Source organism: Shewanella sp. SW32, assembly GCF_025653365.1.
Lineage (GTDB): Bacteria > Pseudomonadota > Gammaproteobacteria > Enterobacterales > Shewanellaceae > Shewanella > Shewanella oncorhynchi.
Genome location: NZ_JAKKSJ010000011.1, coordinates 13,658 through 39,671, shown reverse-complemented (window position 1 = coordinate 39,671; position 26,014 = coordinate 13,658). Strand labels below are relative to the sequence as shown.

Below are 26,014 nucleotides of genomic sequence, written 5' to 3'. Positions count from 1 at the left end.
CTTTATAATCAACTAATTAAACACCTTCCACCTAAAAGCAGCCTATCAAAAAACAATTACATGTTACAAATAACGAATAACCTTGTTTAATTAATGTAAAATAAATAACAAAATTGTTCATCTCACCTTAAATGATTGCCACCAAAATTAACCTAAAAACCCCTACCGTTTGACAATCTCGCAACTTGGAAATAAATATGTGGTTGGAGTTGTTAAGTGCAGCTTCAATTTACAACCATAAATTTAACCAATAAAAAATATAAAGGAGAAATGTATGAACTCTTTGTCACTAACGGCAAAAGCGGTTCGCTACGGTATATTTGCCGCAGCAAGTCTAACAGCTTCCACTTTTGTTCATGCCCAAACTGAAGAACCAACTGAAACATTTGAACGTATTGAAGTTACAGGCTCAAAAATTAAGCGTATTGGTGAACTCACGCCTACACCTGTGACAGTTATATCAGGTGATGGGTTAATTGACGCAGGTGTCGTTAACGTTGCTGATTTGCTGCATAAGATGCCCAACACACTAGTAGGACTATCACCTGAAACAACCAATAATACTGTATTTGCTAGCGGATTAAATAATACAGACTTAAGAGGACTAGGCTCTGACCGTACACTAGTTCTTGTTAATGGTCGTCGATTTGTTGCAGGAGCACCTGGTTCAGGTTCTGTAGATCTTAACAATATACCAACAGCTATGGTTGAACGAATTGAAATCACAACTGGTGGTGCATCAGCAGTATATGGCTCAGATGCTATCGCGGGAGTTGTGAACATTATTACGAAAAAAAGCTTTGATGGCATTTCGGTTGACGTTTCGACTACACAGCCAACAGAAGATGGTGGTGAAGAAAAATATGCTTCAATAACATTTGGTTCAGAAGTAGGTAAAGCTAATTTTGTAACTAACCTTAGTTGGGCTCGTCAGGGGCAATTATCCTTTATGGATAGAGAGTTCCTACGTGAAGCTCCAATTGTTGTACGTAATCAAAATGCAACAGGTCCAGATGACCCACAGTCTGTTGTATGGGGTTATGGTCAACAAGTATTAGCTTCCTATAGTAAAACAGGGACATTTGTTTCAAATGGTACTCGATACTCATTTGATGAAAATGGCAATGTTAGACCAATGCAATTAGGACAAGCTTTACCTCCGCTGACTTCTGGTCGTGTCGATTATCTCGGCGGAGAAGGTTATAACTTCGCAGAAAACTCTTTCATCAAAACGCCATTAGATCGCATTAACTTTTTCTCAGTAATGAGTTATGACATCAATGAAAACCATAAAATGACAATGGAAGCAAGCTTAAGTAAATCAGATGCTTATGGAGAAAGCTCTCCTGCATTTTTAAACTTCAAGTTACATGAAGATAATGGCTTCCTATCACCAGAAGCAGCTGCTTTAGTTGCGGCAGGTGAGCCAAAACCAGGAGCAGGAGTTACTCTTGGTTATCTTGCATCAGACTTTGGTAATCGCAAATACAGTCAAGAAAGAACGACAGCTCGTGTTGCTCTGGGGTTCGAAGGCGAGCTTTCTGAAAAATGGGGCTATGATGCCTATGCGACAGTAGGGCATGTTCAAGCCGACACTGAATGGTACGGTGAAATGTTTGAACAACGCTTCTACGATGCCGTTGATACGATCAAAGATGCCAATGGAGATGTCGTCTGCCGTAGTGAAAGCGCGCGCGATAATGGATGCCTTCCACTCAATATATTTGGGCGCGGAATCTACGATAAAAACGCCTATGATTGGGTAAGTACTGACGCAATTCGACGCTCATCTATCACTCAATCAGCTCTCGGAGCATCCGTAAGTGGTGATCTATTTGAATTGCCAGCAGGTTTTGTATCGAGTGCATTCTCTCTCGAGTATAGAAAAGAGCAGGCAGACACTTTACCAGATCCAGCTATGCGAGAGGGCTTACTGTTCAACAACCAATCTCAGCCACTTAAAGGTGAGTTTGATGTAACGGAAGCTTCTGCAGAATTGTCAATTCCATTACTAAGTGACATTACATTAGTACAAGATTTAACACTGGAAACAGCTTTCCGTTATATGGATTACTCGACATCTGGTTCTGATACTGCTTGGAAAGTAGGCTTAAACTGGGCTGTCTTCGACGATTTGAGGATCAGATTAAACCGTTCGAAATCTGTTAGAGCTCCCAATATAGGTGACTTGTATAGCCCACCAGGACAAACATTCAGATCTATAAAGGATTATTGCGCTTCTAGCTACCGCAACCAAATAAATCCTGAATATCTAGACAATGTCTTGGCAAACTGTGCGGCACAAGGCATTCCTACCGATTTCGAACCATCTCAAGAGTGGTATGGTTCGACTCGTCCTGGATTTATAGTAGGGAACGAAGACTTACAAAACGAAGTTGCCGATGACATAACTATCGGTTTTGTCTATACCCCAAGTTATATTGAAAACCTAAGTTTCACTGTTGATTACTGGAAATTTGACATGGAAAATGTCATTAACAGTTTTGATGGCCCAGATGTTGTAAAGTATTGCTACCAATCAAGCACTCTAGACAACCCATTCTGTCCATTGCTTGAACGTGATCCTGATACGCATGAGATCACCAATTACTATGAAAAACCAGTTAACTCTGCGACCAGCATTACTTCTGGTGTAGATATTGAAGCTAACTATAAGTTTGAAAGTAGCTTTGGTGACTGGGGGATCCGCCTCTTCAGTACTTATCTAGAAGAACGTTCATTTAATTCAACAGGTTTTGCTGAAGATGAAATAAAAGAAACAGGTGAACAAGAGCGGCCACGTTGGCGTCATCGTTTTACGACGGATTACACCTACGGAGATTTCTCTGCAGTACTAACTGCGAACTATCGTAGTAATACAGTTTTAAGTAACGATTGGTCACCAAATCAAAACAACTATAATGATATTCCATCATATATTACATTTGATTTAACCAGTCGCTATAACATCACTGATGCATTACAAGTTCGTGCGGGCATACTCAACATGTTTGATGAAACCCCACCTCGTCAACCGAGTGTATATAACCAAGGTGCTTACTATGACATTCTGGGACAACGTATCACTGTAGGCGTTAACTATAAGTTCTAACCAACGTTACTTAAGCTAATTTAAAATCTCCCATTTGAAGTGACATATCATCAATCTCGATATGTCACTTTTTTTACTTTTACATAAAGGTGCCCCATTAAAAATGTTGTGTTAGCGCCCATCGAGCATGCGACCAAGACCTCCGAGTACAGAGCCTTCACCGCGATCACTGCCACCCGCTGATGGGGCATGGGCGATAATGCGGTCTGCCATACGTGAGAATGGCAAGCTTTGTAGCCAAACCGTCCCGTGGCCTTTGAGTGTGGCTAAAAACAAACCTTCCCCGCCAAAGACCATAGACTTTAATGAGCCTGCGCGCTCTATGTCGTAATCAATCCCTGAGGTAAATGCAACAAGACAACCGGTGTCAACTCTTAAGGTTTCACCTTTTAGTTCTTTTTTCACTAAGGTGCCGCCCGCATGGATAAACGCCATACCATCGCCCTGTAGGCTTTGCAGAATAAACCCTTCACCACCAAAAAATCCCGTGCCTAAGCGGCGATTAAATTTCATCGTCACGCGTGTACCTAAAGCCGCAGCCAAAAAACTGTCTTTCTGACAGATAAGCTCACCGCCATGTTCGGCCAAGTCGATCGCTAGGATAGTGCCTGGATAAGGGGCAGCAAAGGCGACTTTACGTTTTTGGTTGCCTTGGTTGGTAAAGTGAGTCATAAAAATGCTCTCACCCGTCAATGCCCGTTTACCCGCGCCCACCAACTTGCCAAAAAAGCCTGACTCAGGCTCAGAGCCATCGCCCATTTTGGCCTCAAAGCTAATATCTTGCTCTAGGTAATTCATCGCGCCCGCTTCAGCGACCACGGTTTCGTTGGGATCGAGTTCCACTTCAACCAACTGCATACTGTGGCCGATAATTTCATAATCCACTTCATGACAACGTCTAGACATACTGTTCCCCTTAACTGTCAGTTCCTTGTTACTATCCTTTAGATTGACCCCGATGGACGACTCTTTACCTATCGCGGCTCAATTTCACTCTTCATCTCGACCCTAATCTAGATCTAAGCTCAATCTGAATTTAGGCCTTATTTTAACTCTCAATCTAAACCTTAATCTGACCTAGGCATTAATCTATGACATAAAATGTCAAAATGCGATTATTTTATGCGGTAACTTGTATCAAAAGATGACAAGCGAAGACTTATCAACCCAAACCCACACCATTAAACTGCTCAGCCTTAGCAAACTCCTCTAATATCAACTCGGTAAAAAGTTGTCCCGCACGACCTAACGGACGCTCTAAGGTCGAGACGAGCTGTGGAATAAACGTAAAACGACTGCCACCGACGAAGTCGATTTCAACTAATTCGCCCTTAGCTAACTCTTCTTGCACTAAAAAGTCCGGCAACCAGCCAAAACCTAAGCCTTTTAACAAGGCGTTCTTTTTCATGATAAAGCCAGAAAGATAAAACACTTTATCGCCGCCAAATTGCATTTCATCGCGGTAACTTTTATTGGGTGAAGAGTCTTCGATAGTTAATTCCACATGTTGCTGCAGCTCAGACAAACTAATTTCGCGAATAAAAGATAAAGGATGCGAAGCACTGGCCACCAGTACGCTAGTAATTGCAGGCAACGGCTGCGGATGATAATAGGGGCCAGTGCGATAATCTTTCACTAACATCAAGTCAGCATTATCACGCTCGAATCGGTGTTGTACACCGCCTAAAAACTCCATATTCAGCTGAATTTTAGTGGGGATCTGATGTTCAGCCATACGCTTTAAGGCCGTCATGATAGGCTCCATCGGTAAGGCACCGTCTATCACTAGCTCTAGCTTTGGCTCCCAGCCTTCACTGAAACGACTGGCAAGATGTTCAATGTTTGCAAGGTGTTGCAGTAACCTTTGTCCCTCGGCCAAAATCACGCGGCCCTCTTGCGTCAGCTCAGCACGATATTGCTCACGGCTAAAAAGCGGCACGCCTAAGTGCTCTTCTAACTTTTTAACTTGATAACTCACCGCCGATTGCGCTTTGTGTAATCGCTCCGCCGCCTTGGCAAAACTGCCCTCTTCCACCAGCACTTGCAGCACATTAAAAGCATCAATATCGATGCGCATGGTCACTCCTTGGCTCTAATGAACATGTCACGGAAACACTACGATTCGTAAAGATTAGAATACCATCTAATTTTTAGATTGAGATAACGGATTTATTATTCTTTTTTTTGTTCATTCAAGCAACTAAATTGATAACAAGATCACATAACCATAACGACAAGCGAAGTAGAGCTAATCTCACGCCGCTGTAAAAACCAAGGATCCTCCATGCCATTTTATGTGAAACAAGGCCAGATTCCCCATAAGCGCCATATCGCATTTGAAAAGGAAAACGGCGAGCTTTACCGTGAAGAGTTGTTCTCAACCCATGGTTTTTCCAATATTTATTCCAATAAATATCACCACAACATGCCAACCAAAGCATTAGAAGTGGCGCCCTACAGCCTAGGCCATGGTGCCAATTGGGAAGATTCGCTGGTCCAAAACTATAAACTCGATTCCCGCGACGCCGACCGTGAAGGTAATTTCTTCAGCGCCCGTAACAAGATTTTTTATAACAATGACTTAGCACTTTATACCGCCAAAGTCACCGCCGATACCGACGAGTTTTACCGTAACGCCTATGCCGATGAAGTGGTTTTTGTCCACGAAGGCGAAGGCACACTCTACAGCGAGTACGGCACGATTAAGATCCAAAAGTGGGACTATCTCGTGATCCCACGCGGTACCACTTATCAACTAAAATTCAACGATTACAGCAATGTGCGACTTTTCGTTATCGAGTCATTCTCTATGGTGGAAGTGCCTAAGCATTTCCGTAACGAGTATGGTCAGCTATTAGAATCGGCACCTTACTGCGAGCGCGATTTGCGCGTACCTACATTGCAAGATGCTGTGGTTGAGCGCGGCGCCTTCCCCTTAGTGTGTAAGTTTGGCGATAAGTACCAACTCACCACACTTGAATGGCATCCCTTTGATTTAGTGGGTTGGGATGGCTGCGTTTACCCTTGGGCATTCAACATTACCGAATACGCGCCAAAGGTAGGCAAAATCCATCTCCCCCCTTCTGATCACTTAGTCTTTACCGCCCATAACTTTGTGATTTGTAACTTCGTGCCGCGCCCCTACGATTTCCACCCTAAATCGATTCCGGCGCCTTATTACCACAACAACATAGATAGTGACGAAGTCTTGTATTACGTCGATGGCGACTTTATGAGCCGCACGGGCATTGAAGCGGGTTACATGACCTTACATCAAAAAGGTGTGGCCCACGGACCACAACCGGGCCGCACAGAAGCCTCAATTGGCAAAAAAGAAACCTATGAATATGCAGTGATGGTGGACACGTTCGCCCCACTGAAATTAACCGAACATGTACAAAATTGCATGAGCAAAGACTACAACCGCTCTTGGCTAGAAGACTAGCCCCAAGCCACCAGCACTCCCATGCGGGAGTCATTAGAGTGACGGCGTGTTGCACTAAAATAACGAGGAAAACATCATGGCAAGCGAACTAAATCCACTGGGCTTATTAGGTATCGAATTCACGGAATTCGCCAGCCCTGATACTGATTTTATGCACAAAGTCTTTATCGACTTTGGTTTTTCTCTGCTGAAAAAAGCCAAGAAAAAAGACATCCTGTACTACAAACAGAATGACATTAATTTTCTGCTCAACACTGAGCGCGAAGGTTTCTCAGCTAAGTTTGCCAAATCCCACGGCCCAGCCATTTGCTCTATGGGCTGGCGTGTAGAAGATGCCGGCTTTGCCTATCGCGTTGCCGTTGAACGTGGTGCAAAACCCGCCGATGATGCCAATAAAGATCTGCCTTATCCTGCGATTTACGGCATTGGTGACAGCTTAATTTATTTCATCGACACCTTTGGCGCAGATAACAATATCTATGCCGCTGATTTTGAAGATTTAGACGAGCAAATTATCACCCAAGAGAAAGGCTTTATCGAGGTCGATCACTTAACCAACAACGTCTACAAAGGCACAATGGAACATTGGGCTAACTTCTATAAAAACATTTTTGGTTTTACGGAAGTGCGCTACTTTGACATCAGCGGCGTACAAACCGCGCTAGTGTCCTACGCCCTGCGCTCACCCGATGGTAGCTTCTGTATCCCGATCAACGAAGGTAAAGGCAGCGATAAAAACCAAATTGATGAATATCTGAAGGAATACAATGGCCCAGGTGTGCAACATTTAGCCTTTAGAAGCCGCGATATCGTTAAATCTCTGGATGCGATGGAAGGCAGCTCAATCCAATGCCTAGACATCATCCCTGAATACTACGACACCATTTTCGACAAGTTGCCTCAAGTGACTGAGAATCGTGAGCGCATCAAACATCACCAAATTTTGGTGGATGGTGATGATACAGGCTATTTATTGCAAATATTTACTAAAAACCTGTTTGGACCGATTTTCATCGAAATCATCCAACGTAAGAATAACTTAGGTTTTGGTGAAGGCAACTTTACGGCCCTGTTTGAATCAATTGAACGGGACCAAATGCGCCGCGGCGTACTGTAAGTATTCATCCTGCTAATAAAAAACGGTACGCACTGCGTACCGTTTTTCTTTCTACGAATATCTACATCGTCATTTAAATCAGCATCAGCATTGACGCCAATCACTCGGCTTTAACTTTCCTGCGCTAGTCCACATCGATAGGTTTGATAACCTTACAAGGGTTCCCCGCCGCCACGCAGTTCGCCGGAATGCTCTTATTCACTACACTACCAGCACCAATGACACAATTATCACCAATGGTCACACCCGGCAGTACAGAGACGTTTCCGCCTAGCCAGACATTATTGCCGATTTGAATTGGCGCGCCGTATTCCGTCGTTTGCCGCGCAATGGGATTAATAGGATGTGTTGCGGTAGAAATCATCACATGGGGACCAAACATCACATTATCGCCAATCGAGACTGAGCAAACATCTAATATGGTTAGATTATGATTGGCGTAAAATTGTTTGCCAATATGGATGTTATAGCCGTAATCGCAAAAGAAATTAGGCTCAATATGGGCGCAGTGTTGAATATCAAGCAGGCCACGAAGATGCTCCATTCGGGCATCAAGCAAAGTCGGTTCGGCCAGATTAAACTGATGACAAATGGATTTCGCCCGCATCCGCTCAGCCAATAACTCATCATCCCAAGCCTTATAGGGCTGGCCCGCCAACATTTTTTGTTTCTCAGTCATCGTATTGTCAACATTCCGTCCATGATGACCTAACCCTAACAATCGATTGATGAAAGTTCAAGAACTGCCTTATATGCTATTGAATGAACTACCCATCTTGCTGACAGAACATTTAGCTGACAGCCAATGTGAGTCACATTCAAGTACTCGATTTCAATCGAGACAAAGGTCATTACCTTTGTTCATCATCACAATAGAGTTCTGCAAATAAATACACTAGACACAAACTGTTCAGCGGCATGACCGGATTTGTCCAAATCATCCGGCTGTGGCGCCCTGCTTCACCGAAGATTTCAAGCAACAAATCCGAAGCCCCATCGAGTGCTTTAGGATGTTCAAAGCAAGATTGATGCACATTTAGCACCCCTTCCAAGCGGTAAATTTGTTTTATCCGCGAAAGCTCACCGCAAGCCTGTTTCAATTGGGCAATAGCATTTAGGGTCGCAAGACGACAGGCAGCGTAGCCTTCGCTCACAGTATGATCTGCGCCCAATTGTCCTTGATACTGAAGCTCGCCCTCTAAATAGGGAAACTGACCCGAGGTCATTAACTGACTGCCAACAATTGAATAGGGTTCATAATTTCCAAGAGCCGCAGCAACCTCAGGTAGTTCAAGCCCTGCCGCTACTAGCCGCGATTCAGGTGTGACCATCATAATATCACCTCCTGAGAGGAGGCATTCGCAAGATTAAGCAGCGGGGCTAGCCAGGTTGTCAAATGCTGAGGATTGACTGTCAGCCAGTTCGCAGCGGCCTCATCTTCCGTCATTCCTTGTCGATTAACCGCATAATCGAGTTCTGCAACCATTTGATTCGATAATACTATGTTATCAAGTACCTGAATTTGTGCGGGCGAGAAATTAACCGCTAACTCGCATTCACGGGCGAGCAATACCGCTTTATCTTTTCCCCCGAGTAAACCTTTAGGGTCCTGAAGATCGCGAATACCGTATTGATGGTGTAAAAATTGTGGATGCCACAAAGGAACGATCACCCACTCGTTTACCGCTACGGCAGACTCAAAAGCCGCGACACAGTCGGCTTGAGTGCCTGTTCTAAATTGATAACCTGCCGCCGTTAATCCATATTGCGTCATGATCTTTTTAGAAAATCGCGTGATCCCCGCCCCCTCACCAATCCCTTGAATGATGGGCCGCATACGTTGCTGCACGTCAGGTTTGAGTAAATCCTCAATGCTCGACACTTGCTCAGCAGGCACATAATCGGGTACGCCCCAGAGCGCATAGGGCTCATAATGTAGCCCGAGTTGCCGCGTAGCAACTCGCTCTTCGACACCTTGTCGATAAATCCCATGGCTATGGGGCAGCCATGCTGAACACAGCATATCCACTTTGCCTTCACCTAGCTGCTCAAAATTAGCCTCGTGCAATGCATAGCTTCGTTGCACCTCTTTGCCCATAATCCCTATCACATGGGCAACCACAGCGGCGGTGACGCGATGAAAACTTAAGTCTGTCACTCCCATGCGAATCATCGGCTTACCCTGTGAGCTCTCCATATTTGTACTCTTATTCAATGAATTCATACCTATCGCACCTCGAGGAAATAATGCCAATGATGCCAAACTGCCCAATCCCAACGTTTGCAATAATTGCCTTCTGAAGACATTAATCTCCGCCATGTTCAGGCTCCTTGGTGTCTAAAATAGTGAGCCTATCCATCACAATCCCTACGATGGCGTTGTCCTTTGCATAGGGGAATATCATCTCTACTTTGATGCCATTCGGATCTTCAAGGAACAACTGATGCTCACCAATCTCAGGCACAATTCGTTCCTGAAAAATCATCCTCTGCTGGCATAAATGCTGCTGCATCTGGTGTAAATCCGTGCCACGAAACGACAAATGGTCAACACGTCCCGAGCCATAAATATTTCTGCTTTCCCCTAAGTAGGCATCTAGCGCCTGATCGCCCGCTTCCACTAAATGCAAAATGGGCTTATTTGAGGCATAGAGCCAATGTCCAGGAAAACCAAACTGTGGCCGCCAACCTAATTTCAATCCAAGGATAACTTGATAAAACAACAGCGTTTCAACCAGTTTGGGGGTTCTGATGGTAAAGTGATCCAATCCGATAATGTTCATATTGTCATCCTCTGGATGTCGTGACTCAGTGACTCGGTATAACCAAGTGCGAATCCAAACCGTTTTAATCCGCAAAAATTATGTGAATAAATTCAGTTCAGATAAGCACTTGGCGTAAGGTTATAAAATTAATTGATGAGATTAATTGTTCGGATTAATTACCACGAACGCCCGCCGCTAACGGCTTAAAACGGAAAATATAATAAGGTGGACTGTTTTCAGCTTTGCCATTATTTAATGGTGCCGATAACGGTAATTGCGCAGCCCCAGAGTACAAGTAACCTTGCTTGCCATAACTCACACCGTCGGGCCAAACCATACGTTCATCATGGACATAAGTGCGATACTGGCGAGAATCGGCAGGGATCACGCCAATGGCCCGTTCTCCCACTTCTGTTAGATACAAATTATTCGCTTCATCAATACTTAAGCCACCGTTGTCGGGCTTATCGGCATAAGCCTCCACTTTGGCAGAGAGTGCCGCAGGCGTTAACGAAGGATTGATGAGATCTGTCATCCGCACACGGTAAACTTTGTCTTTATTCATCGGGGCAAAGTAGAGCCATGTTTGGGTTTTATCTAAAGCAATGCCATCGGCACCCACATAAACTTCAATCTGCTTTCTATCTTTTGAGTTTTTATCGATAATCAGTGGCCGCTGTAAATCTGGCATCACACTGTTATCACCCTGTAATAGGCGCCGACTTTTCCCTGTATTTAAGTCCACAACTACCAGCGCAGCCTTTTCACCAATGGGACCCGTGCCAATCCCCTCATCGGCAATCACAATCGCTTGATGTCGAGATGAGATAACAAAGTCATTATGTTGTGACTCAGGAAGAGAGACTGGCGCGGGCAAATGAATAATGCGATCTAATTGGTTTTTCTTGGTATCCCATGCCACTAATTTAGGCTCAATACGTGGCGCCTGCTGGCCAGAGTCTAATAGCCACACTCTGTCTTGATCGTCGGTTCGCAGCCCCAACACCCAATTAAGGCAAGTGTCAGGTTCTTTCGCTTTGCCCTGCGGATCATGGCATTGCTGCCAATCCGAATTAGGAAATGGCTTAGTACTACCATCCGCTAAAAGCTCTGCCACCTTAATGTTAGGTTGATAGAAAGGGTGATAACTGAAAATCAATCGTTCATCTGATGTGAAAGTAATACCGCCCACAGCCCCATCAAGTTCGGCAAAAACTTCCATTTTTGCCAGCGGCTCAGTCTGTGTCGCCCATGAATAAGAACACAACAAACTGGTTGCCAGTAGAGTAAAAGCCTTTGATAACATTGGGTATGTAATGCGCGTAGATAATATGGTCATCTTCATTCCTCCTAACGTGGGCCAGCTAAAAGCGTTAAACTTGCTTCGCCTAATCTATGCTGCCAAAGATAGAATCCCACCAAAGCGGGCGTTGATCCCTTGTCTATCGGCAACTGCGCCACATCCAAAGCATGCACTGTCCATACATAACTGTGTTCACGTCCCTCTGGTGGACAAGGTCCAAAGTATCCAGGTTTACCTAAATCGGTATTAGCTTCAATGGCACCACTGGGTAGCGCTCCGCCATTCACACCACCTGCGAGAGTCGACACCTGTGCCGGAATGTCATACACAACACGGTGCCAAAAACCACTGCCAGTAGGCGCATCTTTGTCATATAAAGTGACAGCAAAGCTCTTGGTACCGGCAGGTACATTTTGCCAAGTTAAACGCGGCGCAATATTTTCGCCCGAACAACCAAATTGATTCCAATAATACTCAGGAGGGAACCTTGAATTATCAGCTAAATTACTTTCGAGACTAAACGCAGAGGCACTGTCGTCAGCCATAACGTAATTAATACTGGCGGCCAAAGCGACAGTCACCAAGAGAGTCTTTTTAAAAGAGGAGAAATAAGGCGATTTCATAATATGCTGAACCCATTTTTGAACTGTCCTAGAACAGTCATTAACCATTGATTTGAGAATGTGGGTTAGCATATCAATCAAATTATGATTGATAAGGCGCATTTGGTTGATATGAGTTTCAAAAAATATTGGATAATCTCAACATGCTTCTCAGTTATTTTTAGGTTATGGTACTTTCAGCAAAAATAATGCAAAAAAGTAACAGCCAAACGACTAAGATATGTTCTTAACACAATAATATAACGAGGTTTCGCTATGATTAAAGCGGCTTATCAACCTTGGTTTCCCGTGAGCAGAAACCTAAAGCCACACCCGAACCTGAGTTGCAGATTAGAGCATTTATCTTTAACCATACTGTGGCAGGAACTTGATAACGATGCATTCACGATGGAATTGTATTTCCCAACGATTTCAGGAATACAAGTAATTGATGAGTCAAGTTATCAAACCTTCTTAGATAACATAAGTGATAACTTTAGTGATATTCAACATGATGATAAAAGCAATACGCCATTCCCTATTGATTCAGATTTAAATATCAAGAATCAATCCAATGCCGATTATTTTTCTTTACCTTGGCCAATATGGAAGTCGGTAAAAAATGCACGCCGTCCTTATTATGGTGAATTAGGCGAACATATTTACCAAGACCTATACAGTTATTATATAGTGGGCGCCGATCGTGTTTACTTGATCGATACTGATGTAGAACCTACAGTCAATGTCTTATCTTGTAAACTATGAGGTTAATCGCTGTTAACCGAACAACTGCAGAATTAATCACAATGGGGTTAGTGAGCATATTGTTAATGATAACCACAGTATGCTTTTTGCGTGAAATATCGCCAGCCAACACAACCGATTACATTTAAAGAGAGCAAGTTCAAAATAAGCAGATTGGCTAAATCCGCCATTTTCATTACACTATCGCCCTTCTCATCTTCACCCAAGAATGACCAAACCATGCCTGATTTTGCCTTACTCGCTGTGTTTATCCCGACTTTTTTCTTTGTTTCTATCACGCCGGGCATGTGCATGACACTCGCCATGACCCTGGGCATGAGTATAGGTGTGCGCCGCACCCTGTGGATGATGCTGGGTGAACTGGTTGGGGTGGCGTTAGTGGCGACAGCCGCCGTGATGGGCGTTGCCAGTATCATGCTCAACTATCCCGAAGTCTTTCAAATCTTCAAATGGGTTGGCGGAATTTATTTAGGCTTTATCGGCGTACAGATGTGGCGCGCGCGCGGCAAGATGGCCATATTAAGTGATGATGACACTAACCCCAGAGCCAGCAATGTTACCTTGATCTCTCAAGGCTTTATTACCGCCATTGCCAATCCAAAAGGTTGGGCATTTATGGTGTCGCTACTACCCCCTTTTATCAATGCCGAGCGCGACGTCGCGCCGCAGCTCCTCGCCTTACTGAGCATTATCATGGTGACCGAATTTACCTCTATGCTCGCCTACGCCAGTGGTGGCAAAAGCCTGCGCATCTTCTTGAGCCGTGGTGATAATATTCGCTGGTTAAACCGCATTGCAGGCAGCCTAATGATAGGCGTAGGAGTTTGGTTAGCCATGAGCTAACGGTTTGAACTAACCGCTTAAATGTAACCCGTTCTACCTAAAATGAGCCCAATAAAGTCCCGTTAACTCGGTCTTTATGAAGGCTCTTTTTTGTAGGGCAACACATCTTGCATCTGCACCATATATTGCTGCATTTGCAGTGTTTCTTGCTCAACAAAGTCGGCAATCGCCGCCTTAAATCCCAAATGGGCGATGTTATGGTAGGAATACATTGCTACGGGTTCAAAGCCACGCAGCACCTTATGTTCCCCCTGTGCGCCCGCATCAAACACTTGAAACTCATGTTCAATACAATATTGAATACCTTGATAATAACAGGCCTCAAAATGTAAACCGTCAAGCTCAACCGTCGTCCCCCAATAACGACCATATAAGCATTTCTGCCCTCGGGTATTCTCACCTTTTAAATACAAGGCACCAGCGACCATCTCGCCCTTTGCATCTTCAACCACCAACAGTAGGACTTGCGCAGCGAGTTGTGCCCCCAACTGCTGAAAAAAGGTTGGCGTTAAATAGCCGCGATGACCGGAGCGCTTAAGGTAAGTTAATTGATAACATTGGATAAAAGTCTGCCATTGCGAAGCGGTGATCTGCTCCCCTTCGACAAACTGAAACTTAAGATTAAAAGGCTGTAACTGCGCCCGCTCCTTCAAGATATTCTTACGCTTACGGGAACTAAAGCCCGCCAGAAAATCATTAAAATCCCGATAACTGCGATTATGCCAATGGAACTGAGTACCTAAGCGTTTTAACAGCGAATTTGGCAAACTTTCAAATAACGGCGTTTGTGTTGGGGTAACAAACAGACTATGCCATGAGGAAATCGGGCTGTCGCCCTGCTCTGGCCCATTAAGAATAGCTTCCTTAGGTACGAGATTATCCTGCGCTGATATTAGTCGGCGATTCAATGTCATCAGCAGTAATGCCGCCACGCGCAGTTGCTCGGCGCGCTCTACTGCGGGATGAATGCCCATCCGTTGACCTTGCACTGGGGTAAAAGGGATCGCATTCACCCATTTGGGATAGTAATCGAGCCCATGGCGCTCATAGGCTTCGGCCCACGCCCAATCGAACACATACTCACCGTAGGAATGGGATTTTTGGTACAAGGGCATGACGGCAATAAGTGGGAACTGATTGAAGTGCTTAGCCGTTTGCACACTGATAAACCCTCCTTCAGCCAAAGGCGACAAGCTTTTATCCTTGCTGGCGACATCATTTAATGTGTCACCCGCATCGAACACGCATAAATGTCGAGGCGTCCAACCGGTTGCAGTGCAAGCGGAGCGGCTTTGCTCGAGTGCCAACAGAAACTCATGGCGGCAAAATGGATTCGCCTCACCCATGGCGGCATTCCACGCACTGGCCGAAATATCCGACATTGAGCTCGCAAAAGCCAAAATAAGCTGTCTCATTGGGTAAATTATCGTCCTTTACTGGTGTGAACAAGTATACGAGGTTGCAATTAAGCCTAATTCTCGGCACATTGCATAGCCATAATTAAAATAAATTCAGGATTGAGTATGCGTCCAACAAGACCTTTTAGACCTCTTATTCTCGCCATTGCGATGGCGCTTCCCTTACTATCATCTCCCGGTCTGCTTGCCGATGAATCACCAATTTTCAGCCAGATGGCCACCGCACAACCTGTGTGGGCTAAACATGGCATGGTCGCAAGCCAAGAAGCTCTCGCCAGTCGCACCGGCGTTGAGATCCTAAAGCAAGGCGGCAATGCGGTTGACGCCGCCGTGGCTGTCGCCTTCAGTTTGGCTGTCACCTTACCCCGTGCTGGCAATATCGGCGGCGGTGGTTTTATGCTGGTGCATATTGCCAAAGAAAACAAAACCATCGCAATCGATTACCGTGAAATGGCGCCATCTAAAGCCAAGAAAGATATTTTCCTCGACGAAAATGGCGACGCAGTTGAAAAACTGAGCCGCGAACACGGCCTTGCCGTGGGTGTGCCAGGTACTGTGATGGGCATGAGCTTAGCCCTTGAAAAATATGGCACTATGACTCTCGCCCAAGTTACGGCACCCGCGATTAAAATGGCGCAGGAAGGCATTAGCGTAACGCCAGATCTTGCCCAATCCCTTGCCGGCCTAAAACGTCGCATGGCCCAATGGCCAACCACGGCCGCTATCTTCTACAAAGCTGACGGCAGTGACTATCAAGTGGATGATATTCTTAAACAACCTGAGCTTGCCCATTCGTTAAGTCTTATCGCTGAAAAAGGCACCAAAGGATTCTACGAAGGTGAAACCGCCACTAAGCTCATCAATGCGGTGAAAGACGCTGGCGGCATTATGACCTTAGACGATCTTAAAAATTATAAGGTTGTGGAACGTGAACCCGTGCGCGGCGAATACCGCGGTTACCAAGTTGTGTCTATGCCACCACCATCATCGGGCGGCGTGCACATCATCGAAATGCTCAACGTATTGCAGCAATTCCCGATAGACAAACTTGGCCACAATACCGCGCAGACGATTCATCTGATGGCAGAAACCATGAAGTACGCCTATAGCGATCGCAGCGAATACTTAGGCGATCCCGACTTTTATAAGGTACCCGTCAGAGCCTTAACCAGTAAGGACTACGCCCAAAAAATCGCCAGCCAAATTGCGGTGAATAAAGCAACACCGAGCGCCGAAATCAAGCCCGGCAAGCTCGCCCCCTATGAGAGCGACCAAACCACTCACTTCTCGGTAGTAGACAAATGGGGCAATGCGGTTTCAAACACTTACACCTTAAACTTCAGCTACGGCTCAGGTTTAGTGGCTAAGGGAACAGGGATTTTGCTCAATAACGAGATGGATGATTTCTCTGCCAAACCCGGCGTGCCAAACGGCTACGGTTTAGTAGGCGGTGATGCCAATGCGGTCGAGGGCAATAAACGCCCACTCAGCTCAATGAGCCCAACAATAGTAATGAAGGATGGCAAACCCTTCCTCGTCACTGGCAGTCCAGGTGGTTCGCGCATTATCACCACCACACTGCAGATCATCATGAATGTGATCGATCATGGATTAAACATCGCGGAAGCCAGTAATGCGGCGCGGGTTCACCATCAATGGCAACCCGATGAATTGCGAGTCGAGTCCAGCTTTAATCGCGATACCATTTCCCTGCTCGAAGCCAAAGGGCACAAAGTGAAAGTACAATCCGCTATGGGCAGCACACAATCAATCATGGTGACCGAACAAGGAATTTTTGGCGCGTCTGATCCACGCCACTCGGGTAGCGAAGCCATCGGCTACTAGCATCTCCATGATGCCGATTTTAGTGAAAGAGATGAGTGTAAAGAGATGAGTGAGAGAAATAGGTGGATGAGATAAAAGGATTTATGACCTATTCGAACTAGGTCATAAACCCTGAGTAAAGCTTGTACTTTCACTCAACGAATACAAACTCGCAATCAAAAAGCCCTGCTATACATCACTGTATAAGCAGGGCTTTTTATTGTGTAAAAAAGTTATTGTGCTGATTTGCATTGTTTTTTACTTTAGTGACGCTGCAATAGAGTCATAAAATATCATACTAAACACCACTCACTTCAAGACAAACCATGTAGGTGAATTGTACTGGGTGGCCAGTTATTTCTATCGTTGGGACACTTGCGTTGGCTGGTATCCACTCATATAGGCTTGCCATGGCATTCACTCATCGACGCGCAGCCAGTCCGTCCGTGGATGCTCGACCGCCCCATCCATGGGGCGGACGGTCGTCTCGCTAATCACCATGGCTCACCTTTTTGGCACTAGTGTAACCTGTCTGTATGAAGGAGATACCCAGCACGCTTTTGGACAGAAATCATTTAGTAGCTTTAGTTATTAGCTCCATTTGTGGGCCAATGACCTATCCAGAAAATGCATAATAATTAAACTAATTTGAATATTCATATCTGCTATCTCGAAAAAAAACAGCACTAATTTAAAAATATCGAGCTCTTTTCATCAAGCATTAACTACGTGAAAAGAGCTCTTCATATCACTACAACTGCCCACCCACACCTTTGAATTTTTCAACAAAAGCGGCAATTTTCTGAAAAACCGTTTGCTTCTGGGTTCGGTACTGTGGGTTCAATGGGCTAAGTTTGGGCAGCGCCTCATTAAGTGCAGTGCCATTTTCAGAGGCGTACTCACGTTTGAGTGATGACGCAATATAGCGTTTGGCAGCATCGATATTGAGCTTTTCAGAGGCTATAATGGCATCGGCTTCGCGCTTCTGCTCCGCCTGGGCGAATTTGAAGAAAGCGTCGATAATGCTGGCTTTGTCATTGATCTCATCTAGGTTTGTCTGGTTAATAAAATCAACCACCAAGCTCTCTTTCGCTCTATTGCCAAGGCTACCGCGGATCATACGGCGGACTTCTTCAATCAAGCCTTCTTTGCTCTTGTTCTTCTTATTGTGATCAAAAATCAGTTCAAGAATGTAATCGAGGTTTATTTCTTGGGATTTAAGCAAATCAATTTCAAAGACCACATCGTCCCAGTCTACCGTTGACTTATCTTTGTCCTGACCTTCTTTATCGCGTCGCAACCAGTCACGGGTATCGTTGTAAGTAGAGCGATAATCTTGGATAGCACGTTCGCTTGGCATATCGATGGTTTGCATTGCCTCGATGTCAGCATCGTCTAGATAGTACTTTGACTTGAACTCTTCAACAGCTTGTTCATCACTGGTATCTAAGCTTTGCAGCGCTTTTAATCCAGCAAACTCATCGTAGTTTTGTAAAATATTTTCTGCTTTGAGGTATTCACCAAAGAGCTTGGCAAACTCTTTTTTATCTTGTTCTTTTTCAATATTTTCTGGGTTTGGAAAGCGTTCTTGCAGCTCTTTGACGATATCAACAAAACCTCGACGCGCTTGGCCAGTAGCAATATCGTTAAAGCCTTCCATGTATTCTTTGTAGCTCTTCTCCAACACCACGTTTTTGGTGTTTTTGTCACCAAACAAGGTGATGGCGTCAATGGTTGCCTGTTCCAAGTCCCGGAAGGTAACAATATTGCCAAAGGTCTTCGTTGCATCATAAATGCGATTGGTGCGAGAAAACGCCTGCATCAAGCCGTGATAGCGCAAATTCTTGTCAACAAACAAGGTATTGAGCGTAGGCGCATCAAAGCCCGTTAAAAACATACCGACCACTATGAGCAGATCTATTTCTTGATTCTTCACGCGCTGGGCAAGGTCACGGTAGTAGTTCTGAAAGCCATTACTGTCCACGCCATAGTTAGATTTAAACATGGCGTTGTAATCTTTAATCGCGGCGCTCAAAAACTCTTTTGCGCTGCTGTTCAGGCTACTTACTTCAAAGCTCTCATCTAAAATATCACCAATGGCGTCCTGCTCTTCATTGGCAGCAAATGAGAAGATAGTTGCAATGCGCAGAGGTTTACTTGTAGGTCCATTCTCAGCCTCGGCCTGCAATGTTTTGAAGGTTTCATAGTAGGCTTTCGCCGCATCAACACTACTGACCGCAAACATGGCGTTAAACCCTTTGGCGCCAGAATAGGCTCGATGTGTTTTCTGGTTAAAATGGCTCAGAATATACTGCGAGATTTCACCAATGCGCATTGGATGTAAGAAGGCTTTCTTATTCTCCGCCGCACTAAGCTTCTTATCATCCTGCTCAGTCTCAATGCTCTTAAATTGCGGACGAACATCGTTATAGTCCACTTTGAACTTGAGTACTTTTTCATCACGAATGGCATCGGTGATCACATACGTGTGCAACTGCTGGCCAAACACGCTACCCGTGGTTTCTGCGCCCAGTGCATTTTCTGGGAAAATGGGCGTACCTGTGAAGCCAAACTGGTAGTACTTTTTGAATTTCTTCTTCAGGTTTTTCTGCGCCTCACCGAACTGGCTTCGATGACACTCATCAAAAATAAAAACGACTTGCTTGTTGTATATAGCTAAATCGCTTTCGCTTTTGATTAAGTTGTTGAGCTTTTGGATTGTGGTGACGACAATCTTGTTATCGTCTTTATCCAGGTTACTCTTAAGCCCTGCGGTACTGTCTGAACCGTTCACACTATCAGGCGAGAACCGCTGATACTCTTTCATCGTCTGATAGTCGAGGTCTTTTCGGTCCACCACAAAGAAGACTTTATCGATACAGTCTAAATCGGTGGCCAAACGTGCCGCTTTAAAGCTGGTGAGTGTTTTGCCTGAACCCGTAGTGTGCCAAATGTACCCACCGCTCTCGGTGCTGCTCCAGTTCTTAGCGTTAAACGCGCTCTTTATCTTCCATAAAATGCGCTCAGTAGCCGCAATTTGGTAAGGGCGCATTACAAGTAAGGTATTGCTGACGTCAAACACCGAGTAACGCAAGATCACTTCAAGCAAGGTCTCTTTCTGGAAAAAAGTGGCGGTAAAGTCTTTTAAATCCTTGATCAGCGTATTGTCTGACTTCGCCCAGTTCATCGTAAAATCGAAGCTGTTTTTGTCGCGCTTGGTGGTATTGGCAAAATAGCGCGTGTCGGTGCCATTAGAGATCACAAAAAGCTGCAAGAACTTGTACAAGGAGTGATCGCTATTAAAGCTTTCTTTGCTGTAGCGATGTATTTGATTAAACGCCTCACGGATCGCCACACCACGCTTTTTCAGTTCGATTTGCACCAAAGGCAAACCATTGATCAAAATCGTCACATCGTAACGGTTGGCATGGCTTCCCGTTTGCTCAAACTGCTTAATGACCTGCACTTTATTGCGCGCAATGGTCTTCTTATCAAACAGGTAGATGTTTTCTATATGGCCATCATCAAAGACAAAATCGAAAATATAGTCACTGTGCACTTTGCGAGTTTTATCAAGAATATTGTCGCTTGGTGTGTTCAGGTATTGCTCGCAAAAGCGAGCCCACTCGGCATCGGTAAATTCGACCTTATTAAGGGCTTGTAGCTGCTTGCGCACATTCGCCAGCATGGCATCGGGCGTGGTTAGTGCCGATAAATACTCATAGCCCTGGTTGCTTAGGTCCTGAATCAGCTCACGTTCTAAATCACCTTCGCTTTGAAAGCTTTCGTTAACCTGCCACTCTTTAGTGTATTTATCTAACACAATAAAGTTATTGGATTCTGCCACCGCTTTATAAGTCGTCATTCGTTTACATCCTTTTTTGTTAGCCGTGGTGTTTTCCAAAATGGAACCAGCCACTGCATCGCATTATTCAATTACTTGCCAATGGCCGGTTTTATCTGAGCCTACCCGAGTTAACCTGCCTTCTTTTTGTAGTTTGCTAATGGCGCGACCAATGGTTCTAACGTCTTTATTCAAGGTATCAGCGAGTTGTTGTCGGGTTAGCTCGGGCGTGTTACTGAGCAATGCTAAAATAGCCTCAGGCGTTTTAAGACCCGTTACATTGATAAGGGTATTTACAGGGGCGTTTTTACCTTCTTTTAGAGGGGTGCTTACAGAGGCGTTTTGCGCCAGCGTTTGCTGAATAACCGACAACATAAAATGAATAAACGGCGTACTGTCTGCTTGGTTATCGGCCTGCTCAAGGGCGTGATAATAGGCTTGCTGATGGTCTTTAATCACACTTTCTAGCGGCAAAGATAAAAACAACGGATGCCACTTGGATAAAATCAGCGTTTGCCATAACCGCCCCATACGACCGTTACCATCGGCAAAGGGGTGAATAAACTCAAATTCGTAATGGAATACACAACTGGCGATCAATGGGTGATCTTTTGTTTGCTTAAGCCATTGGATTAAATCAGCCATTAAACCGGATACCTGATGCGCAGGCGGCGCAACATGGTGCACCACACCACCTTTATGGATACCCACGCCTTTACTGCGAAACTCACCGGCATTCACAAGAATATCTGACAGCATTAAACCGTGAGCCGTGAGTAAATCGGAAATCTCGCTGGGTGTGAATGCAGGCAGTGCATCATAAGCGGCAATCGCGCCTTTTACCTCGGCTAGCTCGCGCACGCTGCCCAGCACCGGCTTACCCTCAACAATGGCAGTGATTTGCTCTTCGGTTAAGGTATTGCCTTCAATCGCCAGCGTGCCGGTAATGGTTTTGATGCGGTTTTGTTTGCGCAGTTGCGGCGAGGCATTGAGCTGGCTAGCGTTTAATTCACCCACCTGCTGGCTGATTTGTGCCACCAAATTGAGAATCTCGGTGGTAATGGTAAAAGGCGGTTGGTAGGCCATTAGGCTGCCTCATCTGAATGAGATTTCGGGAAACTCAATAACAGGTCACGATAATACTCGTATTGCTTTTGGCGTAGCTCAATTTCGCGGGGGAGCCCTTCTTGCAGCGAAGTTGTTAAGGTGTCGAATTTATCCAATACGGCTACAATTCGCGCCTGCTCGACCAATGATTTCTCAGGATCATTTGCGTAAGGAACAGGTAACCTAAAGTTCTTGATGATTGTCGAATTGAGATCTCCTCTTGCACCTTGTCCTAGAGCTTTTATGTTCTCATAATTGAAACTAACCCAATGAAAGACGTATCGGTATAGGGCTTTTTTATCGTCGATTTCCAAACATCCACAGTGCTGATTTGTTGTTAGTGGAATCTTATTAATTGCTGATCTTCCAGCAGTTGCTCCAGAGATAGCAATTATTACACAGTTTTCTGGAATCCATTTGGCTGATGAATTTTTCAACGCAGCTGGCGTTATAAATACCTCAGTTTCAGATACGTCAGAAAACTTCACTTCCTGAGTTCTCAACCAAGGAATATTGCCGCCTTCGTAGAATTCAGGCTTTCCAGCAGTAGGTGTACCACCTGAGTACCATTTTTTTGTGACATCACCTAGGGTCATCCATTCAAAATCACCTTCTTCAAAACTTAGCAACTGGTCGCGGTAGTAGTTGTATTGTTTTTTCCGCATGTTAAGCTCGGCGGTCAGCTCGGCGGTCATGGCGGTAAATGCGTCCAGAATGCGGACGATTTCAGCTTGTATTGCCAGCGATTTTTCTGGGTTATCAGGGCAGGGGATGGGGATTTGAAGCTTTTTTACAATCCCCGCATTTATATTTGTCTGAGAGCCTGCCCCGAGCGATTTAATATATTCATATTGACTCAGCAAGAAATGGAATACATATCGGTAGTTTGCGACGTTATCAGCAAGTTGAATGTTTGCGCACGCCTGATTGGTAGTCATAGGAATTTTGTTAATCCCTATTTTCCCTACTGTCGCCCCATACATTGCAACGATCACACAGTTTGCTGGTATCCAATTCGCGCTTGAGCTTTTTAGTCCAGCTTCCGTGATCTTTACTCCTGTATCCCAAATTTCCCCAAAATCAACTTCTTGAGTTCGCAGCCAAGGGATATCGCCGCCATAATACTCAGCAACTCCAGTTCTAGGAGTGCCGCCTGACGAGATTTTTAATGAAACATCCCCAAGCGCCTTCCACTCCACCTCAACCCCATCCAACAGCTTTTCCATATAACTTAACTGGCTCATTTTGCTTCTCCCTGCAATTCGCGCTCTATTTGTTCAATACTGGGCAAGTTGCTTTCCAGTGTTTCAGGTAAGGCTTGTTGCAGCTTGTATTCGGCAATGCCCATGGCTTGGCTTTTATCGCCTAGGGCGTATTCGGCGACCACTTTGTCTTTGCTTTTACACAAGAGTAAGCCGATGGTGGCGTTGTCTGGTTCGGTTTTTAGTTGCTTATCAATGGCGGTCATGTAAAAGCTCAATTGGCCTAAATGCTCGGGTTTAAACTTTCCGGTTTTAAGCTCTATCACCACATAACAGCGTAGTTTGAGGTGGTAAAACAACAGGTCGATAAAAAACTCTTCATCCCCGACTTGCATTAATACTTGGCGCCCGACAAAGGCAAAGCCTGCGCCGAGTTCTAACAAAAACTGGGTAACATGCTGCACCAAGGCGTGTTCAATTTCACGCTCTTGGGCGGCTTCGGTTAGCCCTAAAAAATCAAAGCGGTAGGGGTCTTTAATCGATTCGCGGGCAAGGTCAGACTGCGGTTTGGGTAAGGTTGCGGCAAAGTTGGTGATGGCCGCCCCTTGGCGCTGGTGTAAACCCGATTCTATTTGCATCACTAACACATTGCGCGACCAGTTGTTTTCTAGCGCTTTTTGGGCGTACCACGTGCGTGAATCGGTATTATCGAGCTTATCTAAGAGCGCCAACTGGTGATACCAAGGCAATTGTGCAAGCAGCGCTTGCACAAATTCCAAATCAGGCCAAGCCTCGGCAAAGGCGCGCATGTATTTCAGGTTGCGTGGTGAAAAACCTTTCATATCGGGGAATGCCGTGCGCAAGTCATGTGCCAGCCGTTCAATCACTTTGGCGCCCCAGCCAAGCTCTGCTTGGCGGGTTAAAATGTCTTGGCCAATTTGCCAATACAGCAAGACTAACTCTTGGTTTACCGCCAGTGTAGCGCGTTGCTGGGCACTGTGGATTTTTGTTTTTAGCTCGCTTAACCAATCGCTGTACCCTGCGGGCGCTTGGCTTAATGAAACGGGTTTCTCTGCCATGCTAAACGCCTTCTATTTCATTGACTATGCGGTCAATATCACTGCGAAGTAGGTCGATTTTAGCGACAGTGGTTTTAAGCTCGGCATTTAGCTCAGTAATGTTTGTGACTACGCGGTTATCTTTGGCTTCCACATAACTGCTCACCGACAGGTTGTAGTCGTTGGCGGCAACTACATCCAAATCAACGCATTTGGCAAAGTGCTCGACGTTTTCTTTGCTGGCAAACACCTTAATGATTTGCTCAATATGCTCGTTGCTTAGGGTGTTGTTATTAGTTTCTTTTTTAAACAGGCTACTGGCATCGATAAATTGCGTGGTGGTGTCGGTTTTGTGCTTAGACAGCACCAAAATATTGACAGCAATAGTGGTGCCGAAGAATAGGTTTGGTGCCAATGAAATCACGGTTTCGACATAGTTGTTATCAATAAGGTACTGGCGAATTTTTTGCTCAGCGCCACCACGGTAAAAAATACCCGGAAAGCAAACAATGGCTGCACGGCCTTTGCTTGATAAGTAATTCAGCGCATGCAGCACAAAAGCAAAGTCGGCTTTTGATTTTGGTGCCAGTACACCTGCGGGCGCAAAGCGGTCATCGTTGATTAAGGTTGGGTCGTCGCTGCCAATCCATTTCACCGAATAAGGCGGGTTAGAGACTATCGCATCGAACGGTTTGTCATCGAGAAAATGTGGCTCGATTAAGGTATCGCCCAACTGAATATTAAACTTGTCGTAGTTAATGTTATGTAAAAACATGTTCATACGCGCTAAGTTGTAGGTGGTGTGATTGAGCTCTTGGCCAAAAAACCCCTCTTCAATGATATGCGCATCAAAGTGTTTTTTTGCTTGTAAAAGCAACGACCCAGAGCCCGCCGCAGGGTCATAGATTTTATTGACGCTGGTTTGGCCGTGCATGGCCAGTTGCGCGATCAACTTAGAGACATGCTGAGGGGTAAAAAATTCGCCACCTGATTTACCCGCATTGGCGGCGTAGTTTGAAATAAGAAACTCGTAGGCATCACCAAACAGGTCGTTTTCGTTATCTTCAAATTGGGTAATATTCAGCCCTGCCACGCCTTTTAATACCGCCGCTAAGCGTTTGTTTTTGGCCTCTACCGTATTACCTAAGCGGTTACTGGTAGTATCAAAGTCGGCAAATAAGCCTTTGATGTCTTTTTCTGAATCATAGCCATTGGCTGAGTTTTCAATCGCTGCAAAAATAGCGGCCAAATCTGTGTTTAAATTTTCGTTTTTGTTCGCATTCGCCGCCACATTGCTGAACAACTGGCTAGGGTAGAGAAAATAACCTTTGGTTTTAATGGCATCTTCTTTAGCAAACTTGATGTTTTCATCATCGTCGAACATGCCAGCATAATTAATGCTCTCATCACCGCCGGTGATGTAAACTTCAAAGTTCTCACTGATAAAGCGGTAGAACAGCGTACCCAGTACGTACTGTTTGAAATCCCAACCATCGACTGAGCCTCGAACTTCGTTAGCTATTGCCCATATTTGGCGTTGAAGTTCGGCGCGTTGTTGTAAACTTGTCATTACTTAAATTCCTGATCGTTTTGAATTGCACTTTATGAG

At 45.1% G+C, this 26,014-nt stretch carries 20 protein-coding genes; 6 read left to right on the top strand and 14 right to left on the bottom strand.

Going from position 1 to position 26,014, the window contains the following annotated elements; translation table 11 throughout:
- Positions 1-274: 274 nt before the first annotated feature.
- Positions 275-3,112 (top strand): TonB-dependent receptor plug domain-containing protein, encoded by a 2,838-nt coding sequence (locus L5M28_RS08270; RefSeq protein ID WP_263203035.1) that lies wholly within the window; start codon positions 275-277, stop codon positions 3,110-3,112.
- 111 nt (positions 3,113-3,223) lie between these two features.
- On the opposite strand, the gene L5M28_RS08265 is transcribed toward L5M28_RS08270, so the two are convergent.
- Positions 3,224-4,018 (bottom strand): TIGR00266 family protein, encoded by a 795-nt coding sequence (locus tag L5M28_RS08265; protein WP_113940919.1) that lies wholly within the window; start codon positions 4,016-4,018, stop codon positions 3,224-3,226.
- 256 nt (positions 4,019-4,274) lie between these two features.
- Positions 4,275-5,189, bottom strand: coding sequence for a LysR family transcriptional regulator (locus L5M28_RS08260; RefSeq protein ID WP_028759592.1), 915 nt, complete (start codon positions 5,187-5,189; stop codon positions 4,275-4,277).
- Between the two features lie 207 nt (positions 5,190-5,396).
- On the opposite strand from L5M28_RS08260, the gene L5M28_RS08255 reads away from it, so the two are divergent.
- Positions 5,397-6,557 (top strand): homogentisate 1,2-dioxygenase, encoded by a 1,161-nt coding sequence (locus L5M28_RS08255; protein ID WP_263203033.1) that lies wholly within the window; start codon positions 5,397-5,399, stop codon positions 6,555-6,557.
- Between the two features lie 76 nt (positions 6,558-6,633).
- On the top strand, positions 6,634-7,674 hold the full coding sequence (gene hppD, locus L5M28_RS08250; protein ID WP_263203031.1) for a 4-hydroxyphenylpyruvate dioxygenase: 1,041 nt from the start codon (positions 6,634-6,636) through the stop codon (positions 7,672-7,674).
- Positions 7,675-7,798: 124 nt separating this feature from the next.
- Here hppD and L5M28_RS08245 read toward each other — a convergent pair whose 3' ends face one another.
- The 6 genes from L5M28_RS08245 to L5M28_RS08220 form a co-directional block, all read right to left on the bottom strand.
- Positions 7,799-8,353 (bottom strand): sugar O-acetyltransferase, encoded by a 555-nt coding sequence (locus L5M28_RS08245; protein ID WP_131525027.1) that lies wholly within the window; start codon positions 8,351-8,353, stop codon positions 7,799-7,801.
- A gap of 172 nt (positions 8,354-8,525) precedes the next feature.
- Positions 8,526-9,008 (bottom strand): Atu1372/SO_1960 family protein, encoded by a 483-nt coding sequence (locus tag L5M28_RS08240; RefSeq protein ID WP_263203028.1) that lies wholly within the window; start codon positions 9,006-9,008, stop codon positions 8,526-8,528.
- Positions 9,005-9,994, bottom strand: coding sequence for a glycine betaine ABC transporter substrate-binding protein (locus L5M28_RS08235; RefSeq protein WP_263203026.1), 990 nt, complete (start codon positions 9,992-9,994; stop codon positions 9,005-9,007). Before L5M28_RS08235 ends, L5M28_RS08240 begins: the two co-directional genes overlap by 4 nt.
- A complete protein-coding gene (locus L5M28_RS08230; RefSeq protein WP_028759587.1) occupies positions 9,981-10,457 on the bottom strand; it encodes a VOC family protein in 477 nt (158 codons plus the stop codon). Before L5M28_RS08230 ends, L5M28_RS08235 begins: the two co-directional genes overlap by 14 nt.
- A 154-nt stretch (positions 10,458-10,611) precedes the next feature.
- A complete protein-coding gene (locus tag L5M28_RS08225) occupies positions 10,612-11,778 on the bottom strand; it encodes a major royal jelly family protein (protein ID WP_258547657.1) in 1,167 nt (388 codons plus the stop codon).
- A gap of 11 nt (positions 11,779-11,789) precedes the next feature.
- Positions 11,790-12,365, bottom strand: a complete 576-nt coding sequence (locus tag L5M28_RS08220) for a YbhB/YbcL family Raf kinase inhibitor-like protein (protein WP_113940925.1) — start codon at positions 12,363-12,365, stop codon at positions 11,790-11,792.
- A 255-nt stretch (positions 12,366-12,620) separates the two neighbouring features.
- Here L5M28_RS08220 and L5M28_RS08215 point away from each other — a divergent pair, with 255 nt between their 5' ends.
- Positions 12,621-13,109, top strand: coding sequence for a hypothetical protein (locus L5M28_RS08215; protein WP_263203025.1), 489 nt, complete (start codon positions 12,621-12,623; stop codon positions 13,107-13,109).
- 219 nt (positions 13,110-13,328) lie between these two features.
- Complete coding sequence (locus tag L5M28_RS08210; protein WP_263171908.1) at positions 13,329-13,952, top strand: LysE family translocator; 624 nt, start codon at positions 13,329-13,331, stop codon at positions 13,950-13,952.
- Positions 13,953-14,026: 74 nt separating this feature from the next.
- Here the strand turns inward: L5M28_RS08210 and L5M28_RS08205 are convergent, their stop codons facing one another.
- Positions 14,027-15,367, bottom strand: coding sequence for a GNAT family N-acetyltransferase (locus L5M28_RS08205; RefSeq protein ID WP_263203023.1), 1,341 nt, complete (start codon positions 15,365-15,367; stop codon positions 14,027-14,029).
- 108 nt (positions 15,368-15,475) lie between these two features.
- Here L5M28_RS08205 and ggt point away from each other — a divergent pair, with 108 nt between their 5' ends.
- A complete protein-coding gene (gene ggt, locus L5M28_RS08200; RefSeq protein ID WP_263203021.1) occupies positions 15,476-17,215 on the top strand; it encodes a gamma-glutamyltransferase in 1,740 nt (579 codons plus the stop codon).
- 730 nt (positions 17,216-17,945) lie between these two features.
- Here ggt and L5M28_RS08195 read toward each other — a convergent pair.
- The 5 genes from L5M28_RS08195 to L5M28_RS08175 all read right to left on the bottom strand — a co-directional run bounded on the left by L5M28_RS08195 (position 17,946) and on the right by L5M28_RS08175 (position 25,975).
- The gene (locus L5M28_RS08195; RefSeq protein ID WP_263203019.1) at positions 17,946-21,059 is read right to left on the bottom strand and encodes an HsdR family type I site-specific deoxyribonuclease; all 3,114 of its coding nucleotides are present in this window, start codon (positions 21,057-21,059) and stop codon (positions 17,946-17,948) included.
- A gap of 63 nt (positions 21,060-21,122) precedes the next feature.
- On the bottom strand, positions 21,123-22,124 hold the full coding sequence (locus L5M28_RS08190) for a Fic family protein (RefSeq protein WP_263203018.1): 1,002 nt from the start codon (positions 22,122-22,124) through the stop codon (positions 21,123-21,125).
- A complete protein-coding gene (locus L5M28_RS08185) occupies positions 22,124-23,389 on the bottom strand; it encodes a restriction endonuclease subunit S (RefSeq protein WP_263203017.1) in 1,266 nt (421 codons plus the stop codon). Before L5M28_RS08185 ends, L5M28_RS08190 begins: the two co-directional genes overlap by 1 nt.
- The gene (locus L5M28_RS08180; protein ID WP_263203015.1) at positions 23,386-24,426 is read right to left on the bottom strand and encodes a YhcG family protein; all 1,041 of its coding nucleotides are present in this window, start codon (positions 24,424-24,426) and stop codon (positions 23,386-23,388) included. Before L5M28_RS08180 ends, L5M28_RS08185 begins: the two co-directional genes overlap by 4 nt.
- A 1-nt stretch (position 24,427) precedes the next feature.
- Entirely contained in the window at positions 24,428-25,975 is a 1,548-nt protein-coding gene (locus tag L5M28_RS08175; protein ID WP_259214941.1) for a type I restriction-modification system subunit M, read from the bottom strand.
- Positions 25,976-26,014 lie beyond the last annotated feature (39 nt).